This window comes from Rhizobium rhizogenes NBRC 13257 (assembly GCF_000696095.1).
GTDB classification, from domain to species: Bacteria; Pseudomonadota; Alphaproteobacteria; order Rhizobiales; family Rhizobiaceae; genus Rhizobium; species Rhizobium rhizogenes.
Genome location: NZ_BAYX01000001.1, coordinates 508293 through 529561 on the forward strand (window position 1 = coordinate 508293; position 21269 = coordinate 529561).

At 57.3% G+C, this 21269-nt stretch carries 20 protein-coding genes, 1 tRNA gene and 1 pseudogene; 20 read left to right on the forward strand and 2 right to left on the reverse strand.

Annotated elements, in window-relative coordinates; translation table 11 throughout:
• Window positions 1-129: 129 nt before the first annotated feature.
• Window positions 130-219 (reverse strand) — tRNA-Leu (locus tag RRH01S_RS02440).
• Window positions 220-978: 759 nt separating this feature from the next.
• Here RRH01S_RS02440 and RRH01S_RS02450 point away from each other — a divergent pair.
• From RRH01S_RS02450 to RRH01S_RS35080, 14 genes and pseudogenes are all read left to right on the forward strand, one after another.
• Window positions 979-1365 carry a hypothetical protein gene (locus RRH01S_RS02450; RefSeq protein WP_012651395.1) on the forward strand — a complete coding sequence of 129 codons (387 nt, stop codon included), beginning with the start codon at window positions 979-981 and terminating at the stop codon, window positions 1363-1365.
• The gene (locus RRH01S_RS02455; protein ID WP_178128617.1) at window positions 1331-3235 is read left to right on the forward strand and encodes a terminase large subunit; all 1905 of its coding nucleotides are present in this window, start codon (window positions 1331-1333) and stop codon (window positions 3233-3235) included. Before RRH01S_RS02450 ends, RRH01S_RS02455 begins: the two co-directional genes overlap by 35 nt.
• Complete coding sequence (locus tag RRH01S_RS02460) at window positions 3235-4491, forward strand: phage portal protein (RefSeq protein WP_042469832.1); 1257 nt, start codon at window positions 3235-3237, stop codon at window positions 4489-4491. Before RRH01S_RS02455 ends, RRH01S_RS02460 begins: the two co-directional genes overlap by 1 nt.
• Window positions 4488-5099 (forward strand): HK97 family phage prohead protease, encoded by a 612-nt coding sequence (locus RRH01S_RS02465; protein WP_042469834.1) that lies wholly within the window; start codon window positions 4488-4490, stop codon window positions 5097-5099. Before RRH01S_RS02460 ends, RRH01S_RS02465 begins: the two co-directional genes overlap by 4 nt.
• Window positions 5100-5191: 92 nt before the next feature.
• On the forward strand, window positions 5192-6472 hold the full coding sequence (locus RRH01S_RS02470) for a phage major capsid protein (protein WP_042469836.1): 1281 nt from the start codon (window positions 5192-5194) through the stop codon (window positions 6470-6472).
• Between the two features lie 58 nt (window positions 6473-6530).
• The gene (locus RRH01S_RS02475; protein WP_234711632.1) at window positions 6531-6752 is read left to right on the forward strand and encodes a hypothetical protein; all 222 of its coding nucleotides are present in this window, start codon (window positions 6531-6533) and stop codon (window positions 6750-6752) included.
• Window positions 6712-7257 carry a head-tail connector protein gene (locus RRH01S_RS02480; protein ID WP_042469838.1) on the forward strand — a complete coding sequence of 182 codons (546 nt, stop codon included), beginning with the start codon at window positions 6712-6714 and terminating at the stop codon, window positions 7255-7257. The genes RRH01S_RS02475 and RRH01S_RS02480 overlap by 41 nt, the downstream gene beginning before the upstream one ends.
• A gap of 180 nt (window positions 7258-7437) precedes the next feature.
• The gene (locus RRH01S_RS02485; protein ID WP_042469839.1) at window positions 7438-7794 is read left to right on the forward strand and encodes a head-tail adaptor protein; all 357 of its coding nucleotides are present in this window, start codon (window positions 7438-7440) and stop codon (window positions 7792-7794) included.
• Entirely contained in the window at window positions 7791-7961 is a 171-nt protein-coding gene (locus RRH01S_RS34300; RefSeq protein WP_161600000.1) for a hypothetical protein, read from the forward strand. The genes RRH01S_RS02485 and RRH01S_RS34300 overlap by 4 nt, the downstream gene beginning before the upstream one ends.
• Entirely contained in the window at window positions 7961-8449 is a 489-nt protein-coding gene (locus RRH01S_RS02490; RefSeq protein ID WP_037220485.1) for a hypothetical protein, read from the forward strand. Before RRH01S_RS34300 ends, RRH01S_RS02490 begins: the two co-directional genes overlap by 1 nt.
• Before the next feature lie 7 nt (window positions 8450-8456).
• Window positions 8457-8876 (forward strand): DUF3168 domain-containing protein, encoded by a 420-nt coding sequence (locus RRH01S_RS02495; RefSeq protein WP_042469841.1) that lies wholly within the window; start codon window positions 8457-8459, stop codon window positions 8874-8876.
• A 43-nt stretch (window positions 8877-8919) separates the two neighbouring features.
• Window positions 8920-9351, forward strand: coding sequence for a phage tail tube protein (locus tag RRH01S_RS02500; RefSeq protein ID WP_042469843.1), 432 nt, complete (start codon window positions 8920-8922; stop codon window positions 9349-9351).
• 3 nt (window positions 9352-9354) lie between these two features.
• On the forward strand, window positions 9355-9744 hold the full coding sequence (locus RRH01S_RS02505; RefSeq protein WP_042469844.1) for a hypothetical protein: 390 nt from the start codon (window positions 9355-9357) through the stop codon (window positions 9742-9744).
• 38 nt (window positions 9745-9782) lie between these two features.
• A pseudogene (locus RRH01S_RS35080) lies at window positions 9783-9959 on the forward strand (phage tail assembly chaperone); the annotation flags it as partial.
• On the opposite strand, the gene RRH01S_RS02510 reads toward RRH01S_RS35080, so the two are convergent.
• On the reverse strand, window positions 9956-10126 hold the full coding sequence (locus tag RRH01S_RS02510; protein WP_042469847.1) for a hypothetical protein: 171 nt from the start codon (window positions 10124-10126) through the stop codon (window positions 9956-9958). The pseudogene RRH01S_RS35080 and the gene RRH01S_RS02510 sit on opposite strands and share 4 nt — an antisense overlap.
• A gap of 54 nt (window positions 10127-10180) precedes the next feature.
• Between RRH01S_RS02510 and RRH01S_RS33360 the strand changes: the two genes are divergently transcribed.
• From RRH01S_RS33360 to RRH01S_RS02540, 6 genes are all read left to right on the forward strand, one after another.
• Entirely contained in the window at window positions 10181-14008 is a 3828-nt protein-coding gene (locus RRH01S_RS33360) for a M15 family metallopeptidase (protein WP_234711633.1), read from the forward strand.
• 2 nt (window positions 14009-14010) lie between these two features.
• On the forward strand, window positions 14011-14763 hold the full coding sequence (locus tag RRH01S_RS02520) for a hypothetical protein (RefSeq protein ID WP_012651409.1): 753 nt from the start codon (window positions 14011-14013) through the stop codon (window positions 14761-14763).
• Window positions 14764-14824: 61 nt separating this feature from the next.
• On the forward strand, window positions 14825-15454 hold the full coding sequence (locus RRH01S_RS02525) for a hypothetical protein (RefSeq protein ID WP_042469849.1): 630 nt from the start codon (window positions 14825-14827) through the stop codon (window positions 15452-15454).
• Window positions 15455-15488: 34 nt separating this feature from the next.
• Entirely contained in the window at window positions 15489-15896 is a 408-nt protein-coding gene (locus RRH01S_RS02530; RefSeq protein ID WP_042469850.1) for a DUF6950 family protein, read from the forward strand.
• Window positions 15893-18508, forward strand: a complete 2616-nt coding sequence (locus tag RRH01S_RS02535; RefSeq protein ID WP_042469851.1) for a phage tail protein — start codon at window positions 15893-15895, stop codon at window positions 18506-18508. The genes RRH01S_RS02530 and RRH01S_RS02535 overlap by 4 nt, the downstream gene beginning before the upstream one ends.
• 62 nt (window positions 18509-18570) lie before the next feature.
• A complete protein-coding gene (locus RRH01S_RS02540) occupies window positions 18571-21240 on the forward strand; it encodes an SGNH/GDSL hydrolase family protein (protein WP_131597800.1) in 2670 nt (889 codons plus the stop codon).
• The last annotated feature ends 29 nt before the right edge of the window (window positions 21241-21269 follow it).

Below are 21269 nucleotides of genomic sequence, written 5' to 3' on the forward strand. Positions count from 1 at the left end.
GGGTGGCGGTAGGTAAACTATCAGGAAATAGCCGTGCGAAAGCGCGGCTATTTCTTTATGAGCATGGCACCTTCGCAAAAGAGTGAGCCAACGCAAATAGCGCCATGCACGTATTCAGATATTATGGGGTGGCGGTAGGTAAGGGATTCGAACCCTTGGGGGATGCGAAACCCCGCCAGTTTCTAAGGCTGGTGCAATAAACCGCTCTGCCAACCTACCGTAATTTCTATAAGCCATGTGATTCGCGATTTGTCCAGAAGGTACACCAAGGAAGTACCGACTATTAATATAGAATATACCCTTGGTTGTGTGAAGTTGACAATTATACTGCTATCCAGCGAATTCAAGCGACGTTCAGGTTCCTGTCGAGCCCCATGCGCGGCCTCATTCCCATTTGTTTGATGCCATGGATAATGGTGCGGTAATAGTCGCTTCGAATCAATAGGTGAACCTTCAATAATTCGTACGCTTGATTGCGCCACAATATCTTGTGGTGTCCGTTGTCGAGCCTTGGAATACAGGGCGTGAGGCCTTCGAGATGGGCAGCTGATTTGGTGCATTAGAGCAAAATGACAGACCATCGTAGCGAAGAAGCAGCGCGCTACCGCGTCTTGTACAAGACGGCGAGATGGCGTCGTATACGTCATCATCAGTTGTCGCTAAGTCCACTTTGCGAATGGTGCCTGGAGAGCGAGACGATCGCAGAGGCCACCGAAGTCCACCATGCCACACCTCATCGAGGATCCGAGGAGCTCTTCTGGTCCGGCCCATTCGTCAGCACCTGCAAGCCTTGCCACTCATCAAGAGGCCAGCTTGAGGACAACGGCAAAGTCGTAGTGCGCTATGGCGCCGATGGCTGGCCACTCTGACGGGTGGGGGTGTTCCATTGTTGTGGAGCATCGCGGACGAGGAACCGGTGGGTCTCCAAAACGCACGCATCTGCAAATGAAAATATGACCCTGAATAGGATTTCATCCCATGGCAAGGCCGAGAAATCCCCTCGGCAAGGCTAAGACCGAGGGACGTGACAAGATCAATGCCGGTCGGTTCAAGGTCCGCAAAGAACCAAAGGTAAACGGCCCGCTCGGGCCACCACCTAAGTGGTTGGCCGACACCGATACCAACAAGGCAAAGTCGGCTTGGATACTTTTCCAGAAGGAGGTTCCCTGGCTGACGGAATCGCATCGGATGTTGGTCGGCATGGCCGCCAGCATTCAAGGTCGCATCATGGCGGGGCAAGATGTCGGGGTTCAGGCGTTAAACCTGCTGAGACAAATGCTCGGCCAGATGGGTGCGACACCGGCCGACGCCTCAAAGATCGCGGTGCCAGATGGTGACGACGAGAAAGACGACCTCCTCGATTGAGGGGCCGGCGCTTAAGCGTGTCTCTGACTATGCGAGAGCCGTGCTTGACGGTGAAATCATTGCTGGCCCTCACGTTCGAAATGCATGCCGCAGGCACCTTGCTGATCTGGCTAATGGCCATGAGCGCGGCCTGTGCTGGGACGACGCTGCGGCCACACGGGTTTTCCGCTTCTTTGAGGAGCGGCTACGCCTTAGCGATGGCCAGTTCGACGGTACGCCGTTTCTTTTGCATCCATCGCAGGCGTTTAAACTTGGCTCGATCTTCGGATGGAAGAAAGCCGACGGCACGCGCCGCTTTCGGACTGTCTATATCGAGGAAGGCAAAGGCAACGGAAAGTCGCCATTTGCCGGCGGCGTTGGTCTCTACGGATTGATGGCTGACAACGAACCGGGCGCGCAGATCTATGCCGCGGCAGCCAAGAAAGATCAGGCACAAATCCTGTTTCAGGACGCTTGCAAGATGGTTCGGCAGGCGCCAGCGTTGGGGCAGCGGCTGAAATTCAGCGGCGGCCTCGGCAAAGAATTCAACATCGCCCACCACAAGTCGCAATCGTTTTTCAGGCCGATCTCGAAAGAGGCTGGTAAGACCGGATCTGGGCCGCGCCCGCACTTCGCACTTTGCGATGAGGTGCACGAGCACCCAGACCGCGGCATCATGGAGATGCTTCAGCGCGGTTTCAAGTTCCGTCAGAATCCACTGCTTCTGATGATCACGAACTCCGGCAGCGACCGCAATTCGGTGTGCTGGGAAGAGCGAGATCGAGCCGTAAAGGTTGTTGCCGGCACCCAAACTCCAGACGATGATTTTACTTTCGTTGGCGAGGCGTGGGAGGGCAGCGATAGCGTCTTTGCGTACATCTGCGGATTAGATAAAGACGACGACCCGATGACGGACCCGTCATGCTGGATCAAGGCGAACCCGCTTCTCGGAACGATTCTAACAGCCGACTACCTCGCCGGTGTCGTTGCCGAGGCTAAGGCAGTCCCTGGCAAGCTGAACAACGTTCTTCGCCTACATTTCTGTGTCTGGACGGACGCGGACAAGGCATGGATGTCTCGTGCAACGGTCGAGACGGTCATGACGCCGTTTGATCCGGACGAGCACGCAAGCAAGGATGTCTACTTAGGCATCGACCTCGCTGGCACCAAGGACATGGCTGTTGTGGCGTGCGTCGTGCCGACCGGTATGGTCGAAATCGTTCGGGCCGATAGTAGCCTGGCAATTCTGCCGACCTACGACGCCTGGATTGAGGCATGGACGCCGGGAGATACTCTGGCGGCCCGCACCGCTGCCGACAAGCAGCCCTATGATCTTTGGGTTCGTGACGAGTTTCTAAACGCTCCACCAGGCCCGCGCATCCGCTTTGATATCATTGCCGCTCGAGTGGCCGAGATCAACAGCACCTATAACATCAAAGCGATTGCCTATGACAACTACGCGTTCGCCAAGTTCAAAGACGAGCTAGATGCGTTTGGCGTAGAAGCTGAGACCTTGCCGCATCCGCAAGGCGGGAAGGTGAGGGCTCGACCGTCTGAGGCGCGCCTTGAGGCAGCTAGGGCCGCCGGCGAAAAAGCGCCACTCGGCCTGTGGATGCCTGGCTCCGTCACCGAACTGGAAAACCTCATCATCGATGGTCGCATTCGGCTTTGCAGCAGCCCTGTGCTGATGTCAGCGCTCATGGGGGCGACCTTTAATCATCCACCGGATCCGCACGGAAATAGGTGGTTTGTGAAAACGCGCGCTTCGGTGCGGATCGATGCGGTGGTTGCTCTTGCAATGGCGACTGGCGCCGCAGCAGACGGCGGCGTTGAAATCGCGCCCACCGCGTCCCCGTGGGATGACCCGAACTTCCAACTAATGGCGGCGTAATGGCTCTAAAAGACTGGTTTAACCGCCAAAATGCGGTGAAAGCGCCTGAAACGCGCGCGAGTGTCGAAAGTCCGACGGTGCCGGTGAGCGCAGAGAACTTCATGGCGTTCTTCGGAGTGCAGAGTGCAAACTTGCCTCACGTCACGATCGACAATGCCTTGAATGTTCCGGCAGTCATGGCCGCGGTGGCGTTCATGTCACGCACCCTGGCTGCACTGCCGCGGCACGCCTACCGTACCCGCAAAAGCAGCGGCGAGCGTATCGGGGGCAGGCTTGAGACAGTCGTAAACTCGGCACCGAACGACACCGTTGGTGCGTTCAAGTTCTGGCAGTGGTTTTGGCAACAAGTGTTTACCGGCGGCCGAGGGCTTGCTTACATCGAGCGCACTCCGCAGGGGATCGACTCGCTGTGGCCGATGGATCCAACAAAAACGAACATCAAGCGCGTTGGGTTCAAGGTCACCTACGAGTACGATGGCAAGACCTACGACGCTGCGGATGTGATCGACGTTCCGTTCATGCTGAAGCCTTGTGGCCTTCGGCACTATGGACCGATCAATAAGGCGTCGAAGGCGATCCAACTTGCACTCGCGATGAACGACTACGGTTCGAATTTCTTTGCCGGCGGCGGTGTTCCTCCGCTGGCCTTGGAAGGTCCGTTGCCTGCGGGCGCCGAAGCAATGAAGCGCGCGCAGGCGGATATCAAGCGGTCTGTGGATGCAGCTAAGAACGCAGACGAGCCAATCTTCCCAATTCCGGCTGGCTATAAACTGTCGCCAGTTGGTATCGATCCGGCTAAAGGCCAGATGGTCGAGGCGCGGCGTTTCCAGATCGAAGAGATCGCCCGAGCCTACCAACTGCCGCCAGTGTTTCTGCAGGATCTATCGCGCGCTACGTTTAGCAATGCCGAACAGCAGGATTTGCACCTGGTCAAGCACCTGATTGGCCAGTGGGCCAAGTCGCTCGAGGATGAGATCAATCTCAAATTCTTTGGTCGTTCTGGCAGCCGATACATAGAGCACAATCTTGATGGGCTTCTAAGGGGCGACTTCAAGACACGAATGGAAGGCTATGGAATTGCCATTCAAAATGGAATTCGCAAGCCGGATGAAATCCGCGCAATGGAGAATCTTCAGGCAGAAGGCGGCGCGGCCGACAAACTCTACATTCAGGGCGCTACCGTACCGCTCGGCACATCACCCGCGATCCAGCCCGCAAACGACAACAATTCCGATAGCGAGGCTGACGCCGCATGACCACGAACATTGAAAAGCGCACATCCGGCCTTGGCGTCGAGGTGCGAGCTGACAGTGAGAAGCGAACGCTTGTTGGCTATGCGGCGAAATTCGACCGCTTGGCCAGCATAGGCGGTTACTTCGATGAAAAGATCGCATCAGGTGCCTTCACTGACGCCATTAAGGGCGATATTCGCGCATTGGTCGACCATGATCCAGGCCGCGTTATCGGACGCACCAAGAGCGGCACGCTTCGGCTTGCCGAGGATGGTGTCGGTCTTCGCGTTGAAATCGACGTGCCGGACACGACCGATGGCAACGATCTTTGGGTGCTCGTCGAGCGCGGGGACATCAGCGGCATGAGCTTCGGCTTCCGCGTCACTAAGGAAACTTGGGACGAAACCGGCGACACGCCGATCCGGACGATCGAGAAGCTTGAGCTTCACGAGGTCTCTGCGGTCGCCTGGCCGGCATACGAAGACACGACTATCGGCCTGCGCTCGCTAGAGGCAGTAAGGGCAGAGGGTGGATCCGCAAGCCGCAATGCGGCCGCAGCGGCACGGCGCGTAGCAGAGAAGCGTGCTTCCAGCGAGCAAAAGTTTCGGGGCATCCGGCAGGACGTCACGTAGTCACCCGGCATCAGCCGGAGGGCAGGGCATCCTGCCATTCACCACAACATGATCACAGCTCGCTTCGGCGGGCTTTTTTATTGGAGAGAAGAATGTCTCTGAACGAACTTCAGGAAAAGCGCGGCCGCCTTGTTACGCAGGCTCGCGAAGCCTTGGACGAAATCACCAAGAATACCGACGACGCTCGCTCCGCGGAGCTCGACAAGCGCCACGATGACATTATGGCCGACTTCGATCGGGTCGAGAAGCAGATTGAGCGCGAAGAGCGCACCGCTGCACTCGAGAAGCGGTTCGAGGATCGTGCCGCGGAAGAGCGCGCCAAGAGGCGCCCGGTTGGCAGCGAGGAAAACCAGCGTGGTCAGGACATTGGCGACCAACTGTCCTATCGGCACGTCTTCCACAAGTATTTGGCGGCCGGCGCTGATCTTGGCGAACTTTCTGCGGAGGAGCGCTCTATCCTCAAGGCCGGTGTTCAGTCGGCGAAGGAATTCCGCGCTCAGAACACCGGAACAACCACCGCCGGCGGCTTTACCGTGCCGACAGAGCTTGAGAACGTCATCATCAAGACGATGAAGGCGTGGGGTCCAATGTATGACGATGCGATCTGCACCGTCCTGAATACCGCAGCGGGCAATCCGATCAAGCTTCCGACGGTGGACGACACCGCCGTTACTGCGGTGAAGCACACCGAAGGCGTGGCGCTTACCGATGACGGCAGCAAAGATGCCACGTTCGGCCAGAAGTCTCTTGACGCATTCGTCTACGACACCGAATTCGTCCGCTTTTCCATGGAGCTCGCGCAGGATTCCATCTTCAATATGGAATCACTTCTCGGCGAACTCCTCGGCGAGCGTCTGGCGCGCATTGCCAATCTGCAGCTTACCACCGGCGACGGCTCTGGCGATCCGAACGGCATCGTGACAGCATCCTCGCTCGGCAAGACGGCCGCTGCCGCCGCCGCAATTGCCTCAGACGAGATCATCGATCTTTTGCATTCGGTCAATTCGGCGTATCGCCGCTCGCCGAAGGCGCGTTTCATGTTCGCCGACACTACGCTTGCCGCCGTCAGAAAATTGAAGGATGGGCAGGGCAACTATTTGTGGCAGATGGGCGATGTCACGACCGCTCAGCCTGGCACATTGCTCGGCTACCAATACAGCATCAATGACGACATGGATTCTCTTGCCGCTGCCAAGAAGGTGATGCTGTTCGGCGACTTCAGCAAGTATTTCGTCCGCAAGGTCGGTTCGCCGGTCATCGGTGTACTGCGCGAACGTTTCTGGCCTGATCTCGGCATCGCCGGCCTGATCCGTTTTGACGGCGAGCTCGGCGATACCGCTGCCGTCAAGCACCTGATCACGGCTGCTTCCTAATCATTCGGCGGCGGGCTTCGGCCCGCCTCCTCCTTGGGAGGGAACATTGAACATTAGAATGTTGGTCGGTCTATCCGGCAATGAATATTCGCTCTCTCCAGGCGACGAGCGTGAGTTCCCGCAGAACGAGGCAATTCGGTTGATCGAGGCTGGTTATGCAGTGCCGGTAGCCGAAGACAAAGTCGAACGCGCAGTTGCGCAGATCGTTGCCGAACGCCGATCCAAAAAGGGCAAAACTGATGTGGTATCCGGCGAAAATAACAGCGGCGGCGACATCTGAGCCGCTGTCAGTCGATGAGGTCAAGCGACGCTTGCGCGTCGATTTTGGTGATGACGATCAAGATATCGAATTGATGATCGCTGCGGCGCGCGACCACGCTGAGAAGTATTGCAACACCCGGTTCGCAACGCAGACTGTCGAGATCAAGTGCGACGCATTTACGGACATGGATAGACTGCCGGAGGCACCGGTGCAATCAATTGCGTCCGTTGCCTACATTGACACTGACGGCGCCGAGGCAACCCTAGATGCGGAAGTGTATGAGCTCCGCAATGACGGACTCGAGACTTCGATTGCGAGAGCTTACGGAAAGCATTGGCCGGCCGTGCGACACGGATCACGCATCACGATCACTGCCGTTGTCGGTTATGACACCGCCCCGGCAGCAGTCAAACACGCGATCCTGTTGTTCATCTCCGACGCCTACGAGCAGCGCGAGAATGCTGCGATCGAAGATTGGACTGCGCTTGATGCGCTGCTCTGCAATTTCAGACGTGGTGTCTAATGTGGATGAAATTCAAAGAGCGCTTCTCCTGGCATGTGACGCCAGCCATCACCATCGTTTTTAAGCCTGACGGCGGCCCTCTTAAGGATGGCCGCTATCAGGTGACGAGAGCATGTGCGACAGCGGCCGGTGATGGGGCCGAGCGCTGTGCGCGCGCAAAAGAAGCGCAGGAGAGCGACGATGGCAACGAAACCGGGATCTGGATTGCTTCGCAACAAGCTGAATTTCCAGCGCCGCGAGGCGATTGACGACGGCTACGGCAATGAGCAGTCAGGCGACTTCGCTACGATGTTCACCGCGGCAGCTGAACTCATTCCGCTGAAGGGCGGCGAGCCAGTCCTTGCCGCCAGACTGACCGGGACGCAACCATTCATCATCCGCATTCGAAGCTGCTTTGCTGCGCGCGAGGTCGATACCGATTGGCGCGTTGTCGATGCGCGCAATCCATCGCGGATATTCAACATCACGGCGGCCGTCGATCCGAACAACAAGAATGCTTGGATCGAGATCATGGCAACGCAGGGAGTGGCGACGTGAACTCAATCAACGAAATCACCGTGACGTTTGGCCTGCGCTGGTGGGTGAGGGCGGTCGTCTTTGTCGGATGGCTGATCTACTATTCCATTCCGTTGCAGTCGTGGCGGAACGCTTTCTCCGATTGGCTGGGGCGTCACGTTTCAAAGCGTGGTGTTTGGGTGCGGTAATGGCGCTCAAAACGATAGTTCAAGGTCGAGCCAAGCTTACCAGAGATTTGCAAGCCATTGTGCCGAACGCGCTGAAATATGCCGCGGAAGCCAATCTTCAGATCGTTGAGCAGGCGGCCGAGAAAATCAGTGACGTTGCTCCTCGAGGCGCCACGCTGGAATACGCAGAAAGCATTGAGGGCGATTTCCTGAAGAACAAGCCAGAGGCAAAGAGCTTTAGCGATAATCCTACCAAGGACAAAGACGCAGCTGGCCTTTTTGCTCCCTTTATTTGGCGCTTCCTGGAATTCGGCACCGCACCGCACAACACGGCGCCAGGCGGCGGCACGGTCAAGGGCCGATCGGATGCGGTGCAGGGCAAAGGCCATTTGCATCCAGGCACCCCGGCGCAACCGCACATTTGGCCGACATGGCGCGCTTTTCAGGCGACAGCCAACAGAATCAAGCGAAACGCCATCAACAAGGCATTCCGCCAAGCCTTCAAGTAGGTGACCGATGGCCAGCGCTGAACTGGAATTGCAGGCTGTTATTGACGCTCGCCTGAAGGCTGATGCTGCGCTGATGGCCCTGGCCAACGGTGTTTACGACATTCCGCCAAAAGAATGCTGGGCAGCCCCCAAAGAGGGATACGTAACACTCGGCGAGGCACAGACCATTCGTGACGATGCGACCTGCATTAGCGGTGGGCAGGTGTTTTTGACGCTGCACGCCTGGTCGCGAAAGGTTGGCTATCCAGCCGTAAAGAAGATGGCGGATGCGGTCGTCGAGAGCCTGCATCTGGCGCCATTGGCGCTGCCCACCAACAGACTTGTTTCAATCATGCACCGACAGACGCGAACGTTTCGCGACGCTGACGGGCTGACCAGCCACGCGGTTATCGAATTCGTGGCATCCACGCACAAGCCACTGGCTTAGGCGTCGACCATCTAACCCACCACCACATCTTTAGGAGACCACCATGGCCGACGGCGAACAGCTCGGTAGACTTTTGCTCATCAAGGTAGGCGATGGCGCCGACCCAGAGGTATTTTCGAATCTGTGCGGCCTGAAGGATCGAAGCTTCGATCTGTCCGCAAACTCGGTGGACACCACCAAGCCGAGCTGCACGAATCCTGGCGGCCCGGTTCAGAAGACTGGTCGTCCAGGTATTACCAGCCGGACGTTTCAGGGCTCCGGAACTTTCGTTTCTAGCGCTGCTATGAAGGCATTCATGACCCACGTCATCAATGCGACCGTCTTTAACGCACAGGTCATCGTCCCCGGCCTCGGCACCTTCGAGGGCTCGTATTTCGTGACCAGCTTCACGGCAAGCGGCGACATGGAGAATGATCTTCAGTTCAGCGCAACCTTTGAGGCCGCCGATATTCTCGACTTTACGGCGGAGGTGTAATCCATGGCGAAAGAGGAGAAAAAGGGCGTGGTTGCCACCAAGGCAGTAACAAAGCCGTTCCCGCTCTCGGTAAACGAGGCGAGGGGCGAGGCGCCGCTTTGGATCGCCGATGTTCCGCTAGTCTTGGCCGCTGAGATGAGCCGATTAGCTGCCGTTTCCAGTCGACTGCAGTGTAAGTCGCTCAACGACTTGTTCTTGCGCCTGTCGGGCGTCGAGGCTGCCGCTACATGGGCTGGGATCGAATTGCTCACCGTCAAGGGTGATGTCGTGAAGGCGCTGGAAGCGTTGAAGCTGCAGCACTTCACGGCCTGCGCCGTGGCGTTTTCTGCCATCTTGGCTCATCATTTCGATGGTGATGAGGGAAACGCGGGAGCCGTCGACGAGGCGGCTTAAACGACACCCACGATGCCGACGAGGACTTTCCCTGGCGCCAATGGATGCGGATCGGCATAGGCGGCCTTGGGTGGCGGCCTGCCGATTTCTGGGATGCCACCATGACGGAATTCTTTGAGGCCATTCGTGGTCACAACGAGGCGCAGGGCGGCGAGACTGAGCCAGCCGCACCGACCGAAAACGAGATGGCTGGATTGTTGGCGAAGTACGGCTAGTTGGCGGCTGCATTGCCGCTGGCGCCTGCTTTCAGCACCCGGTGGGTGCTCGAATCCATAGCGTTGCCGGTATCCTTTGCGTCCCGCGCCATGCCGTGAAGCGTGTTTGCACACGATGACAACATCAGCAGCGCTGCCAAGACTGCAGCAAATGAAAATCTGCTCATCTCATCCTCCAAGCCCGCCATCACGCGGGCTTTTTCTATTGTAGGGCGCAAAGCATGGCTGACAACGACAATAATCTAGTCTTTACCGTCAGCTCCGACATGAGCGCCGCGCAGCGCAACGTCAACAAGTTCGTTGGCGATATCGGCACGGCAACCAATCAGGTCGTCAAGAAATTTGATGCCCTTGGCCGCTCGATCGACAAGAGCGTTTCGACCTCCATGCAGCAGCGCATCAATTCCATGGTTGGAATTGGGACGACTGCATCCAAGGAGTGGACCGGAGCTCTTGTTGACCAGGGAAAGGAACTGGATCGTTTGCGGGCAAAATATAGCCCGCTGTTTGCGACCGTCACAAACTACAAGAAGAACATTGCGGAAATCCGCACGTTGTATCGAAGCAATGCGATCGGCGTCGACGAATATACCGCGTCGCTTTCCCGTGAGCGCCAGGCCACGCTTGCCAGCATCGCAGCCATCAAGAGCCGCAATACTGCACAGCAGCAGGGAAGCCATGGTACAAACTCGTTCCAGACTGCCAATCTTGCCGCACAGGGGCAGGATGTCTTGGTGCAGTCATTTGCTGGTCAAAGTGCCTGGCAAATTGCCCTTCAACAGGGCACGCAGGCATCGCAAGTAATTCAGCAATTAAAAGACGCTGGGGGTAATAAAGGCGTTATATCGGGGATGGCAGCTGCCTTTGGTTCGCTGTTAGGTATGACTAGCCTTCTAACCATAGGCCTCATCGCTGTAGGTGCCGCAGCTATTCAAGCTGTTATGAAGGCTTTGCCGCAGGTAAAGTCGCTCGACGACGCCATGAGGGACCATGAGGCTTCGCTTAAGCGCGTTGCTGAAGCATATGGCGGCGTTGCAGAGGCGGCAGCAAAAGCCGGCAGAGAGAATAAGCGTCTTGTCGATGCTGTTGCGCTGCGCAACGCCGCCGCTCTTTCTGTGGCTGTGGCTTCCGAGTCAAAGGATTACTTCGGGAATTCCAAGGTCGGCAGCACGCCGATCGGCGGCCGTTTCAGAGGGTTTCAGGCTACCACCACTGAATTTCAGGAACCACTTGCCAAGCTTCGCGCCGATGTAAAAGCCGGTAAGGCTGACTTCGATGCCTTCTACGACGCCATCGCTCGTAAGGTTGAGGCCAATCCAAGCCTAGCCAAGGCCGGCAATGACGTCATCGCTGAGAGCGACAAACTCAAGCAGGCAGCCGATCAGCTGAAGGAATACCAGCGTGTTCAAGATGCTCTATTCAACGATATAGGCCCCAACAAGCAGCTGCTGTCGCAGGGGACAACAAACACCAAGGATATGAGCGACTATGCCCTTTATCAGTCTCAACAGGCGGTGGCAGGTAGGCAGTCTTCGCAGGCTTTCTACGCCAGGCTTGCCAGCGAGGCTGCCAGGACAACGGCAGAGCGAGTAGCGGCTGCAAGGGCAGAAGCGGCAGCACAGCACAACGATGAAAGTTCGCCGGCTCGCAAGCAGCGTATCGATCAGGCTGGCATTGACGCCTATGTTACGGCCAACAGAGAGCTAAACGAGGCAGCCAGAGAGCGAAAACTATCGCTTGATGCAGCCATCGTTAGCCAGCAGCAGGATCTTGGTCTCGTTGGAAAGGTCGGCGCTGCGGCAGAGTCACTTCGTCGTCAGTATCAGCTCACCGCGGATCTCCGCTCAGAAGCGGCAAAGCGTGGCATCACCGACGAGAAAGAGTTTCTCAAGGTCTATGCCGACCAGATAGCGCTGATCAAGCAGAATGCCGACGAATATGGACGGCTTGCCGAGGCGAGAGCCAGGGCGCAGCTTTCCAGTGACTTGTCGTTTCAGAGCGATCAGTTCAATAGATCGCCAGAACAGCGCAACATCGCGGATCAACTGAAGTCGGCTGGCTTGCCGATCGATTTCACATCGCAAGCCGCCAAGCAACTCGCCGAGGCAAACGCGCGTGACACACAGCGCGCCAAGGACTTGGCTCAGCGGTCTCTCAATGCGCAGGTGGCTGGCATCAACGCGCGATCGCCAGCGGAGCGTGTTGCGGCGGCAAGAGCAGCCGCAGAGGCTCAGTACGATCCGAAAGAGCCGACAGACCTGCGTCAGCAGCGGATTAACAACGCCGAGCTGATTGCTCGTGTTCAAATCACGAAGGAACTGGCGGACGCTGAGCGCGAACGTACGCAGAGCCTCAAAAAGCTAGTTGAGGATCAGCAGCAAGATATTGCGATGATTGGCAAGACCGGTGGCGCAGCCGCCGCAGCCACTCAGCAGTATCAACTGATGGCCCAATTGCGCGCTGAGGCAGTGAAGCAAGGCATCACAAGCGAGGCCGAGTTTCAGAAGACGTTCGGCAGCCAGATTGATCTTATCAAACGTGCCACGACCAGCTACGGCGAACTTGTCGATGCCAGGGCAAAGGCTCAGCTGAATTATGATCTGGCTGACAAGAATAAACTTGCCGGTATGTCGGCGCGCGACCAGCAGATCATACAGACCCAGCGCCAATATGGTCTTGCCGGTGATCCGAACAGCGACACAGGTCAACAGATTGGGCAGGATATTGATCGCCAGAACCTGCGCGACGGTATCAAGACGTTTTTCACTGATCTTGAAGGCGGCCTGACAACCAAGGGAAAAAGCCTTGGCGAAGCGCTGGGCGATGCAGTCAAAAACGCTGCGATGAATGCTGCGAACAAGGCTTTGGACAATCTGTTTTCGCAGATTGCCAATGGTCTCACCAGCCTGCTTATGGGCGGCAACAAGTCGACCGCGACTGCTGTTACCGGTGTCGGCGCGCAAGTGGCCGGTCTTGGGACGCAAACTGTAGGTCGTCTGATCTCTCCGGCGCCGATCGCAACTCAGCCGATGCCAGCCATATCAAGTGCCGGCACCACAAAAACCGGCATCAGTCTCGCCAGAATCGCAACCTCGAACGGGTTGGGCGCCGACGTAAATGCGAAGTATGCGCAGCAGTTTCAGGGTTTCGTCAAAGACCTCGAGGCCACCGGCTACAAGATCAAATCCATAGGCGGATACAACTATCGGAATATCGCAGGGACGAACAAACTTTCGAACCATGCTTTTGGCGATGCGATCGATATCAATCCGCAGCAAAACCCTATGGGCAAAAACCTCGTAACCGATCTTCCGTCGAATGTCGGTGAGCTTGCGGCAAAGAACGGACTGTCGTGGGGAGGCGCGTGGAATTCGAAAAAGGATGCCATGCATTTCGAGGTGCCGGATTCTGCGGCAGCACTCGACAAGTTGGCAAGCTCGGCCGGCAACGCGACCAAGGGTCTTGGTACGTTCGGAACCGGCGTAGGCCAGCTTGGTCAACAACTCACCGGTGCAACCGGCAGTATTTTCCCAGCAGCTCCCGCCGCCAGTGGCGGTGGTGGCGGCATATTTGGCTGGTTGGGTGGCCTGTTTGGTGGCGCATCCAAGAGTTCCCAGTGGAATGCAGCGTCGGCTGGTAAGCTTTTGCCAGGCCTCTTCGCTGACGGCGGCTACACCGGCCCTGGCGGCAAGAACACGCCGGCCGGGATTGTGCATGCCGGCGAATTCGTCGTGCCGAAGCACATCGTCGACAAGATCGGCGTGCCAGCTTTGTCGACGATGATGAAGGGCTATGCCAATGGCGGCCTCGTGACACCAGCGCTGGTATCCGCACCAACGGCGCCAGCGTTGCGCGCTAGAGCGGCAGTCAATGGCGGCTCAAGCCAGCCAGGCGTGTTGCAGGTTCACATCACTGGCGCCAACGGCGATGACCATGTCCGCACGCTCGTAAAGCAAGGCGTTGGCGAAGGTCTTAGCACCTACAACACCCAACAACAGCGCGGCGGCTTCGGCACGCTGCAAAGCCGATTTAACGCTCAGAAGGGTTAGGAATGGGTATTCTCACAAGCCAACCCGATCTGTTGTTGGACTTTCTTGCTTGCCCCAAGGCTATCTATGATGTTGTGGGATCAGCTATCGACGGTGGCCGAAATGGCACCGGAGAAAGCCAGACAATCGAAATGAGCGGTGGCGGTATCGTCACCGCCGTTTTGGAAGACTGCAAGATCGTCAGTAAAGAGCAGATGCGATACATCAACCGCTTGGGCGCTCGCCTGAATGGTGGTTTTCGCAATATCGTCGTTCCGATCCCGACGGATTGGTATGGCCCATTTCCAACGATTGGCGGCCTACCAACTCCAATCGCCACGGGAATTACGCATTCCGATGGTTCGCTGTTTTCGGACGGAAGCGGATATAGCCAAGCTACGGTGTGGGGTCATACCCTGGAAAATGCCGCGCTTAATGCTGGGCAGATCAAGATCAGGGTATTCGGCGCGCCGCGCGATATCGAGGGCGATTGGTTCTCCATCAATCATTCCGTCAAAGGCTGGCGCGCCTATCGCGATTGGGACTGCACGAAAATAGGTGGTGGCGTCGATACGTCTGCTGGTTACAGCGTTTCCTATAGCGACTTTCAGGTGGCTATTCAGCCGCCGTTGCGACAAGCGACGGAAACCCTGACGCCAGTCAATCTTGCGCGACCGCGGTTCGTGGCCAAGTTCAAGGCAGATTTCACACTGCCATCGGTCATTGAGGCGTTCTTCGTGACGCAGCAGACGATCCAGTTTTCAGAGGCTTTCTAGCCGCCGCATCTGCGTTGTCGCCGCTGCCTTCCCACCCAAATTCCCAATTTCAGGCTCGCGCATGCGGGCCTTTTTCATTTCAGGAGGCTGCGTGGGCTGGATTCCAGATGACACTATCGCTGCCATGCGCGGCAGCTTTCAGCTCGGCATATTCCTTCGCATCGATACCGATCCGGCGCTGCATATCTGGTTTGGCGTAAACGATATCCCAGCGCGCTTTGACAGCATTGATGCCGACGGCACGGTCTATATGGGTGGCGGTCGTTTGATCGGCGTACCGACGCTCGAGGTGCTTGTGAATGGCACGGCGGATAGCGTGGAATTCACCCTATCAGGCATCGATCCGTCGACAAGCGCTAAAGCACTCGACAGCATTCCGCCCCTGCGCGGAGCGGCCGTGCAGTTGGGTATTGCCACGCTGGACCAATACTACCAGCCCATGGGACTGATCATTCCCATCTGGAAAGGCACAGCTTCGCACGTTTCCGAGGCAAGTGACGCCGTCCCCGGCGATGGTTCGCCTTCGATCACACTAAGCCTCTCCGTCGTCACCGGTAGCGTCACGCGCTCGCGGCCGTCTCGGTCGCTGTGGTCCGACGCGATGCAAAAAGCAATTTCGCCCACTGACGACTTTTGCAAGCAGGTCCAGCGCCTGGCGCGCGGGCTGGCTCCGGTTTGGCCGAACTACTGACGGCTGCTGACCGCTACAGACAGAGCGAGACCCCATGACATTGAGCGAATTTGTGGCTCTGCCGCACCGTTTTCGGTGGGGCGGCCAAGGCGGCGACGACTGCTTGATGTTCTGCGCCACATGGGTGGCGGAAGTCACTGGCATCGATCCTGTGGCCGAATACCGCGGCACCTACCGCACAGAGGAAGAGGCTGCGGCGATCATCTCGGCGGCTGGGGGCATTGTTGCCCTCGTGGACCGCATGGCTGCGCGCGCGAGCATGAAGCGTACCGATGACCCACAAGATGGCGATATCGGCGTTGTCGTCGCTCCTGCCGGCGTTGCCGGCGAAATGAAAGAAATCGGCGCCATTCGGTTTGGGCCGATCTGGCTGGCTCTCGGGCCGGCCGGCGTGGTCGGCAAGAAAGCTGAATTCGTTGCTGCGTGGAGGCTTATGGTATGAGCCTCAAGAGACATTACGAAGATATGCCCTCTGAGGAGGTCTACCGGCGCGTCTGCGAAATTTATCTCTACAGCAGCACGTCATTAATGCCTGCGCCGCCGGCGTACGATCCAATTTTCACGCCGATTTTCACGGTTATTTTCGGTACGGCCGGCATCACGATCGGCACGTCGACCATCACGTTCGCCTCGATCGCGTCAGCAATCGCCGTCACGGCTCTGTCGATCGGCATTCAGGCGCTCATGGCGCCAAAGCCGCCGAAGCCAGAAGACGGCAAGGTTCCGAAGACGCAGAGTGTGCCGTACCGCACTTGGGCTGTCGGCCGCACCCGCATCGCCGGTGCTTATATGCTTTGGGAGGCGCGGGGAAAGTACCTCTATTCGGTGCAGGCGCTCGCTGGCCATCGCATTAAGGCAGTCAATCGCTACTGGCTTCATGATGATGAGGTCGAGATTGACGTCGATGGTGTCACCACCAATGACGACAATGGCCGCTACGGCAACAACGTCCGCATTCTGCACAAGGTCGGCAACGACCCGGAGACGCCATACACGCAGCTCGTGTCGGCACTTTCTGCCGATGGAATTTGGACCAACAATCACCGCGGCGACGGACAAGCGTCTGTCGCACTGATTGCGGAGAGCAGCGAGGCCAAGAACCAGCAGAAGCGCTTTCCATATGGGGCGCCATCTCTGTCGGTTGAGATCGATGGTGCCTATTGCTGGGATTTTCGAGATCCTGGCCAGAATCCAGACAATCCGGCAACATGGACGTGGACGCGCAACAGCGTGCTCATTCTCTGCTGGCACGAATGCTTCAACGAATTCGGCAACCGTCGCGATTATCACAAGGCCATTCTTCCGGTCCTAGATATGTGGGTCGAAGAGGCCAACATTTGCGACGAGGACGTTCCTCTCAACGGTGGCGGTTCTGAAAAGCGCTACGAGTGCAACGGCTTCGACACGACAGAGAATGGCCCCAAGGTCGGCACGAATTCCATTCTTGCGACCTGTGATGGGTGGATGTGCGAACGCGGCGACGGGGCGCTATTGCTTACCGTTGGCAAGTTCAGGGAGAGCCGAGTTGCGACGCTGAGTGACGCCGATATCATCGGCCACCAGATCGGCTACGATGTCCTCTTTGAAGATGAATGCAATCGTCTTGTTCCGAAGTTCACCTATCCGCAGACCGCTTATTCTACCTGCGATACGGACTATTTCGAGGACACGGCAGCTCAGCTCGAGGCCGGTCGCGTTCTGTCGCAAGAGGCCGATTACGGCTGGTGCCATCAGTGGCGCCAGGCTCGCCGGCTCGGCAAGCGTGATTGGCTTCGCATTCAGCAAAAGGTCAAGGGATCGATCGATGTCCGCATGTCTGGCATCAACGCGATCTATAGCCGCTGGGTGAGGCTTGATACGCCAATTAGGCTACCGCGACTGGATGGAAAGTTGGTCGAAAATCGTCGGTCGACCGTGGCGATTACGCGCGGCGGCTTTACGATGGAAATCAATCAGCATCCGGATACGATCGACGACTGGAACCCATCCGTTGACGAGGGCGCGCAGCCACCAGTTCCAGAGGCGCTGAGCTCCGACGAGATCGTTGCTCCGGTCATTAATCTGGTACAGGCAAAGCCGAACGGTGGCGCGGTTTATATCCGTGTCGTCATCATCGATCCGGCAGATGACAGCTTGACGCCTGTGGTGCGCTATCGCGTCCACGATACGGGCGGTGGCAATCCAGGCGCATGGGTGGAGCAGGAGTTTCCTGACGCGCCCCCGGCAGGCGGATATGTCGACCTGAACACCAACACGGTGCCTCAAGACACGTTGCTTGACGTAGAGGCGGCCTTCATTGGTTCGAATGATTCATATGGGCCGTGGTCGATAACTGCGCAATTGACGTCTACAGTTGATCCGGTGATGCCGATTGCACTGTCGTCGTTCAGCAACACTGATGCGGCCCCGCATCTCGGTCGCGCGACGCTTGGCTTTACGACCGGAAATGATGCTCATGTTCGCACGGTGCAGATATTCAGAGTTGCGACTGGTGCTTCATTTGACCCAGCCACTTCGCTGAGAATTGCCACGCTGGCCGTATCTCCAAACGGGACATACAGTTACGTCGATGGTGATGCGACGCGCACAAACCTGCTTACGGATGGCGATTTCGCCACCAGTCCAGGGCCGTGGACGCTGGGAACAGGATGGAGCATTGCAAGCGGTGTTGCGACACATGTGACGCCAACACAGTCGCAGATTACGCAGCCGGTGACACTGACGCCAAGTTCTGTTTATCGAGTGGCATTTGATGTGACAGGCTATACTGGTACCGGAACGGTCACGCCTCGTTTCCAAGGTGGCACGACAGTCAACGGTACAGGGCGCACGGCGAACGGTTCGTTCTCGGATGTTTTGACCGCAGGCGCGAGCAGCAACGTTTTCGGCTTCAACGGAAACGGCGGCTTCTCTGGCAATGTCGATAACGCGATTCTCTATCTGCAGACCGTGACGTCGGCGCCGCAAGGGACGTGGGATTATTACGCTTCGCCATTCAATGGCTCCGGCGTGATCGGCCCGTCGAGCGGCCCGGTAACTGTCCGCGTCATCTAACACCAACGAAAATTCAAATCATCGCCCTGGCTAGCGCCGGGGCGTTTTCTTTTGGGGAAATCATGTCTAGCGAAATTGTTGCAGCATTCAACGCTGCTTTTCCTGATGGACCATCTTCTAGCCCTACAACGCCAGATAAGTCCATGATTCGAGCTGCTGGCGTGGTTATTCAGAGCTCGGTAGATGCATCATCAGCAGGCATATTGCGTGCAGACAACCTTTCGCAGCTGAACGCTACACCAGGCACACATTTGAATCAGCCTGGACAGGTGTTCAATGACGGAGCCAATACGGGTGAGTATCGATGGAACGGTGCTGCTTGGGTACGTGTCGGCGATCTAATCAACGCGGCTGGAATCCAATCTGAACTTGATGAGCGCCCAACTAAGGAACTGGCAGGGAGCTGGGAGGGTTATTTCAACGATCGCCCTATTATTCTCGATCAGTATGGCATTTACGACGGCACTGCTCGCGTGTATATACCCAGACGTAAGTTCTTTGCTCGTAATGATGGTGCTCTGGACGCCAATACTGGTACAGCGGATACACTATTTCCAGGATATGAGGCGATTACCATTCCGCGCTATCGTCCAGGCGACAGCGCACCGCAGGAGATCACGTTCTATTATGATATGGATACTCCATCATCGCCGCTTGTACGGGTGGATTATCCATCTGTGCCGCCGCTCGATGCTGCGTGGGGAGCCATTCAACTTCTTACCATCTCCACCAACGGCTTCTATTCATCGCCCGTACGTGTGATCGAGATGAATAAATCGGATACCGGACAAATCTGGGCTGAGGGTGCCATCGTCCATGACGGCGAGAGCGTACTTATTCCGCGATTCTATCAGTATCACGATGGTGGCAATCTCGGGTTCGTTCAACCCACAACTGGCAAGTTTTTCGAGTTCGCTGCGACTGAAGACGCCGTCCAGGGCTATTGGTATGACAACGTTGCAGACAAGGCAGGCGGCACCGCGATCAAGCAGATCATTGGTGGCAGCGGCTTTCCGAACGCTGAAGGATATCGCAACTACTGCATCGCTCGCAAGGGTGGCATCGGTTCAAGCAATGTCATCTCATCGGAACACTTCCCGGTCGCTAACATCGTCAAGAACCAGTGGCGCGACGGCAAGTACCCAGACGAGGCGGCTCGCCTCCTGACTAACGACTACGTGACCGACGCACCAGCCGCCATGGTTGCCCTCGGCTTCACCCGTTGCGTCAAATCCACCGACACAGACATCTACTATGGCGGAGACATCGGTCAGCCGACGCGCGTCAAGACCAAAGTGTTCGCTCGCTTCTACCTGCACACGGCTGTCGCCGACAACTTCGGCACTGGCCCATATCTCGTCCACTTCTGGAAGGACGAGACGTTCCTCGGCAACGTCACCCTGTCGATGGAGAAGAAAATCAATTCCAACGTGGCGATCTTCAGTGGCAGCGCGGCTGTTGGCTTCGACGGCGCGAACCGTTTCTACGTCGGACCGGCAGGCATGACCGCAGGCACCCATGCAATCGCTGGCGGTCAGGTATGGTTCGGCGACACAGAATGGCCATGGATCTCCCGTGACGACTATGCACCGGACTATGGCAGTATGCGTCCGATTATCGGTAAGGACATCTGGGCGGTCTCTGGCCGTCCGCTGCCCTACTATCCGAAGAACACGGTCGGTCTGCGTGACGACTTTATCTTGCGCTCCGGCTTCTACACCCTGAAGGGCACGGACAAGTATCCGCACTTCGTCGAGGGTGACGAACAGTTCTTAATCAACCCGGATTTGTGCGGCACGACAGGCAAGGTGGTCTCTCGCCTCCTCGGGCCTGGAGCTGACAAGACGCAGCGACTCGAGTCGCCGGTCACCATCCATGTCGCGCCGGCTTCGAAGACTGCGGCCAAGAAGGTCTTGCTCATTGGTGACAGCTTGACCAACGCTGGCTTGGCTCGTCGAGTCGACGCGAAGCTGACAGCCATGGGCATCACCGCGACTTGGCTCGGTACGATCAACTCGACTGACACATACTTCTCGGAGAACGCTACCGACGGTCTTCCTGGCGAAGGTCGAGGCGGCCGTGAGTTCGGCGACCACACCCACGCGCTGACCGTCAAGATGACTGTGCCGACGAGCGTGGCGGCCTATAACGCGGCGAGCAAGGCCACCAAGGTCGGTCTTAACCCGTTTATCCGGCCGTCCACTGGCGGCGATGCGGCGAACCTGATCTTCAACGGCTACGTTTTCGACTTCTCTTACTACATCACGAACTATCTCGCCGGGGTCAATCCGGACATCGTGATTATCGGTTTGGGCACCAACGATCGTGTATTCGAAACCGATGCCGTGGCCGTACAAAACGCCCTCGACGGTATCCGAGTGATGATGACGCAGATCCGCGCTGCGCTTCCGAGTGCCATGATCGCTTGGTGGATTCCACCTGGGCCTGAGTCCAACACCCTCGACGGGACGGGAGCATGGGTTCGCCAGAACAAGGTCATTAGGGCAGTCTGCTCTTGGATCTTGACGAACGGCGACGCCAACATGCACATCGTCCCGGCTTGGGCGCACGTCTCTTCGGAAATTGGCTGGTGGCTCAATGCCACGCCGACGGTAGCGGACAACGTTGCTCGCGCGCAGATAGCCGATACTATCCATCCTGGACCTGATCCGTCGCCAATTCGTGAGCAATATGCAGAAACGCTGTTCGCTTACATAGCCAACGTTTCGTAGGCATAGAGGCAACCGAGATTGCAAATCAA

Bases quoted from the DNA above. Each gene is read 5' to 3' on its own strand.
- RRH01S_RS02475 (WP_234711632.1), top strand. From the start codon at position 6,531: ATGTTGGTCGGTCTATCCGGCAATGAATATTCGCTCTCTCCAGGCGAC.
- RRH01S_RS33360 (WP_234711633.1), top strand. From the start codon at position 10,181: ATGGCTGACAACGACAATAATCTAGTCTTTACCGTCAGCTCCGACATG.
- RRH01S_RS02525 (WP_042469849.1), top strand. From the start codon at position 14,825: ATGCGGGCCTTTTTCATTTCAGGAGGCTGCGTGGGCTGGATTCCAGAT.
- RRH01S_RS02465 (WP_042469834.1), top strand. From the start codon at position 4,488: ATGACCACGAACATTGAAAAGCGCACATCCGGCCTTGGCGTCGAGGTG.
- RRH01S_RS02520 (WP_012651409.1), top strand. From the start codon at position 14,011: ATGGGTATTCTCACAAGCCAACCCGATCTGTTGTTGGACTTTCTTGCT.
- RRH01S_RS02500 (WP_042469843.1), top strand. From the start codon at position 8,920: ATGGCCGACGGCGAACAGCTCGGTAGACTTTTGCTCATCAAGGTAGGC.
- RRH01S_RS02495 (WP_042469841.1), top strand. From the start codon at position 8,457: ATGGCCAGCGCTGAACTGGAATTGCAGGCTGTTATTGACGCTCGCCTG.
- RRH01S_RS02450 (WP_012651395.1), top strand. From the start codon at position 979: ATGGCAAGGCCGAGAAATCCCCTCGGCAAGGCTAAGACCGAGGGACGT.
- RRH01S_RS02510 (WP_042469847.1), bottom strand. From the start codon at position 10,126: ATGAGCAGATTTTCATTTGCTGCAGTCTTGGCAGCGCTGCTGATGTTG.
- RRH01S_RS02485 (WP_042469839.1), top strand. From the start codon at position 7,438: ATGGCAACGAAACCGGGATCTGGATTGCTTCGCAACAAGCTGAATTTC.
- RRH01S_RS02470 (WP_042469836.1), top strand. From the start codon at position 5,192: ATGTCTCTGAACGAACTTCAGGAAAAGCGCGGCCGCCTTGTTACGCAG.
- RRH01S_RS02505 (WP_042469844.1), top strand. From the start codon at position 9,355: ATGGCGAAAGAGGAGAAAAAGGGCGTGGTTGCCACCAAGGCAGTAACA.
- RRH01S_RS02480 (WP_042469838.1), top strand. From the start codon at position 6,712: ATGTGGTATCCGGCGAAAATAACAGCGGCGGCGACATCTGAGCCGCTG.
- RRH01S_RS02530 (WP_042469850.1), top strand. From the start codon at position 15,489: ATGACATTGAGCGAATTTGTGGCTCTGCCGCACCGTTTTCGGTGGGGC.
- RRH01S_RS02490 (WP_037220485.1), top strand. From the start codon at position 7,961: ATGGCGCTCAAAACGATAGTTCAAGGTCGAGCCAAGCTTACCAGAGAT.
- RRH01S_RS02535 (WP_042469851.1), top strand. From the start codon at position 15,893: ATGAGCCTCAAGAGACATTACGAAGATATGCCCTCTGAGGAGGTCTAC.
- RRH01S_RS02540 (WP_131597800.1), top strand. From the start codon at position 18,571: ATGTCTAGCGAAATTGTTGCAGCATTCAACGCTGCTTTTCCTGATGGA.
- RRH01S_RS02460 (WP_042469832.1), top strand. From the start codon at position 3,235: ATGGCTCTAAAAGACTGGTTTAACCGCCAAAATGCGGTGAAAGCGCCT.
- RRH01S_RS02455 (WP_178128617.1), top strand. From the start codon at position 1,331: ATGGTGACGACGAGAAAGACGACCTCCTCGATTGAGGGGCCGGCGCTT.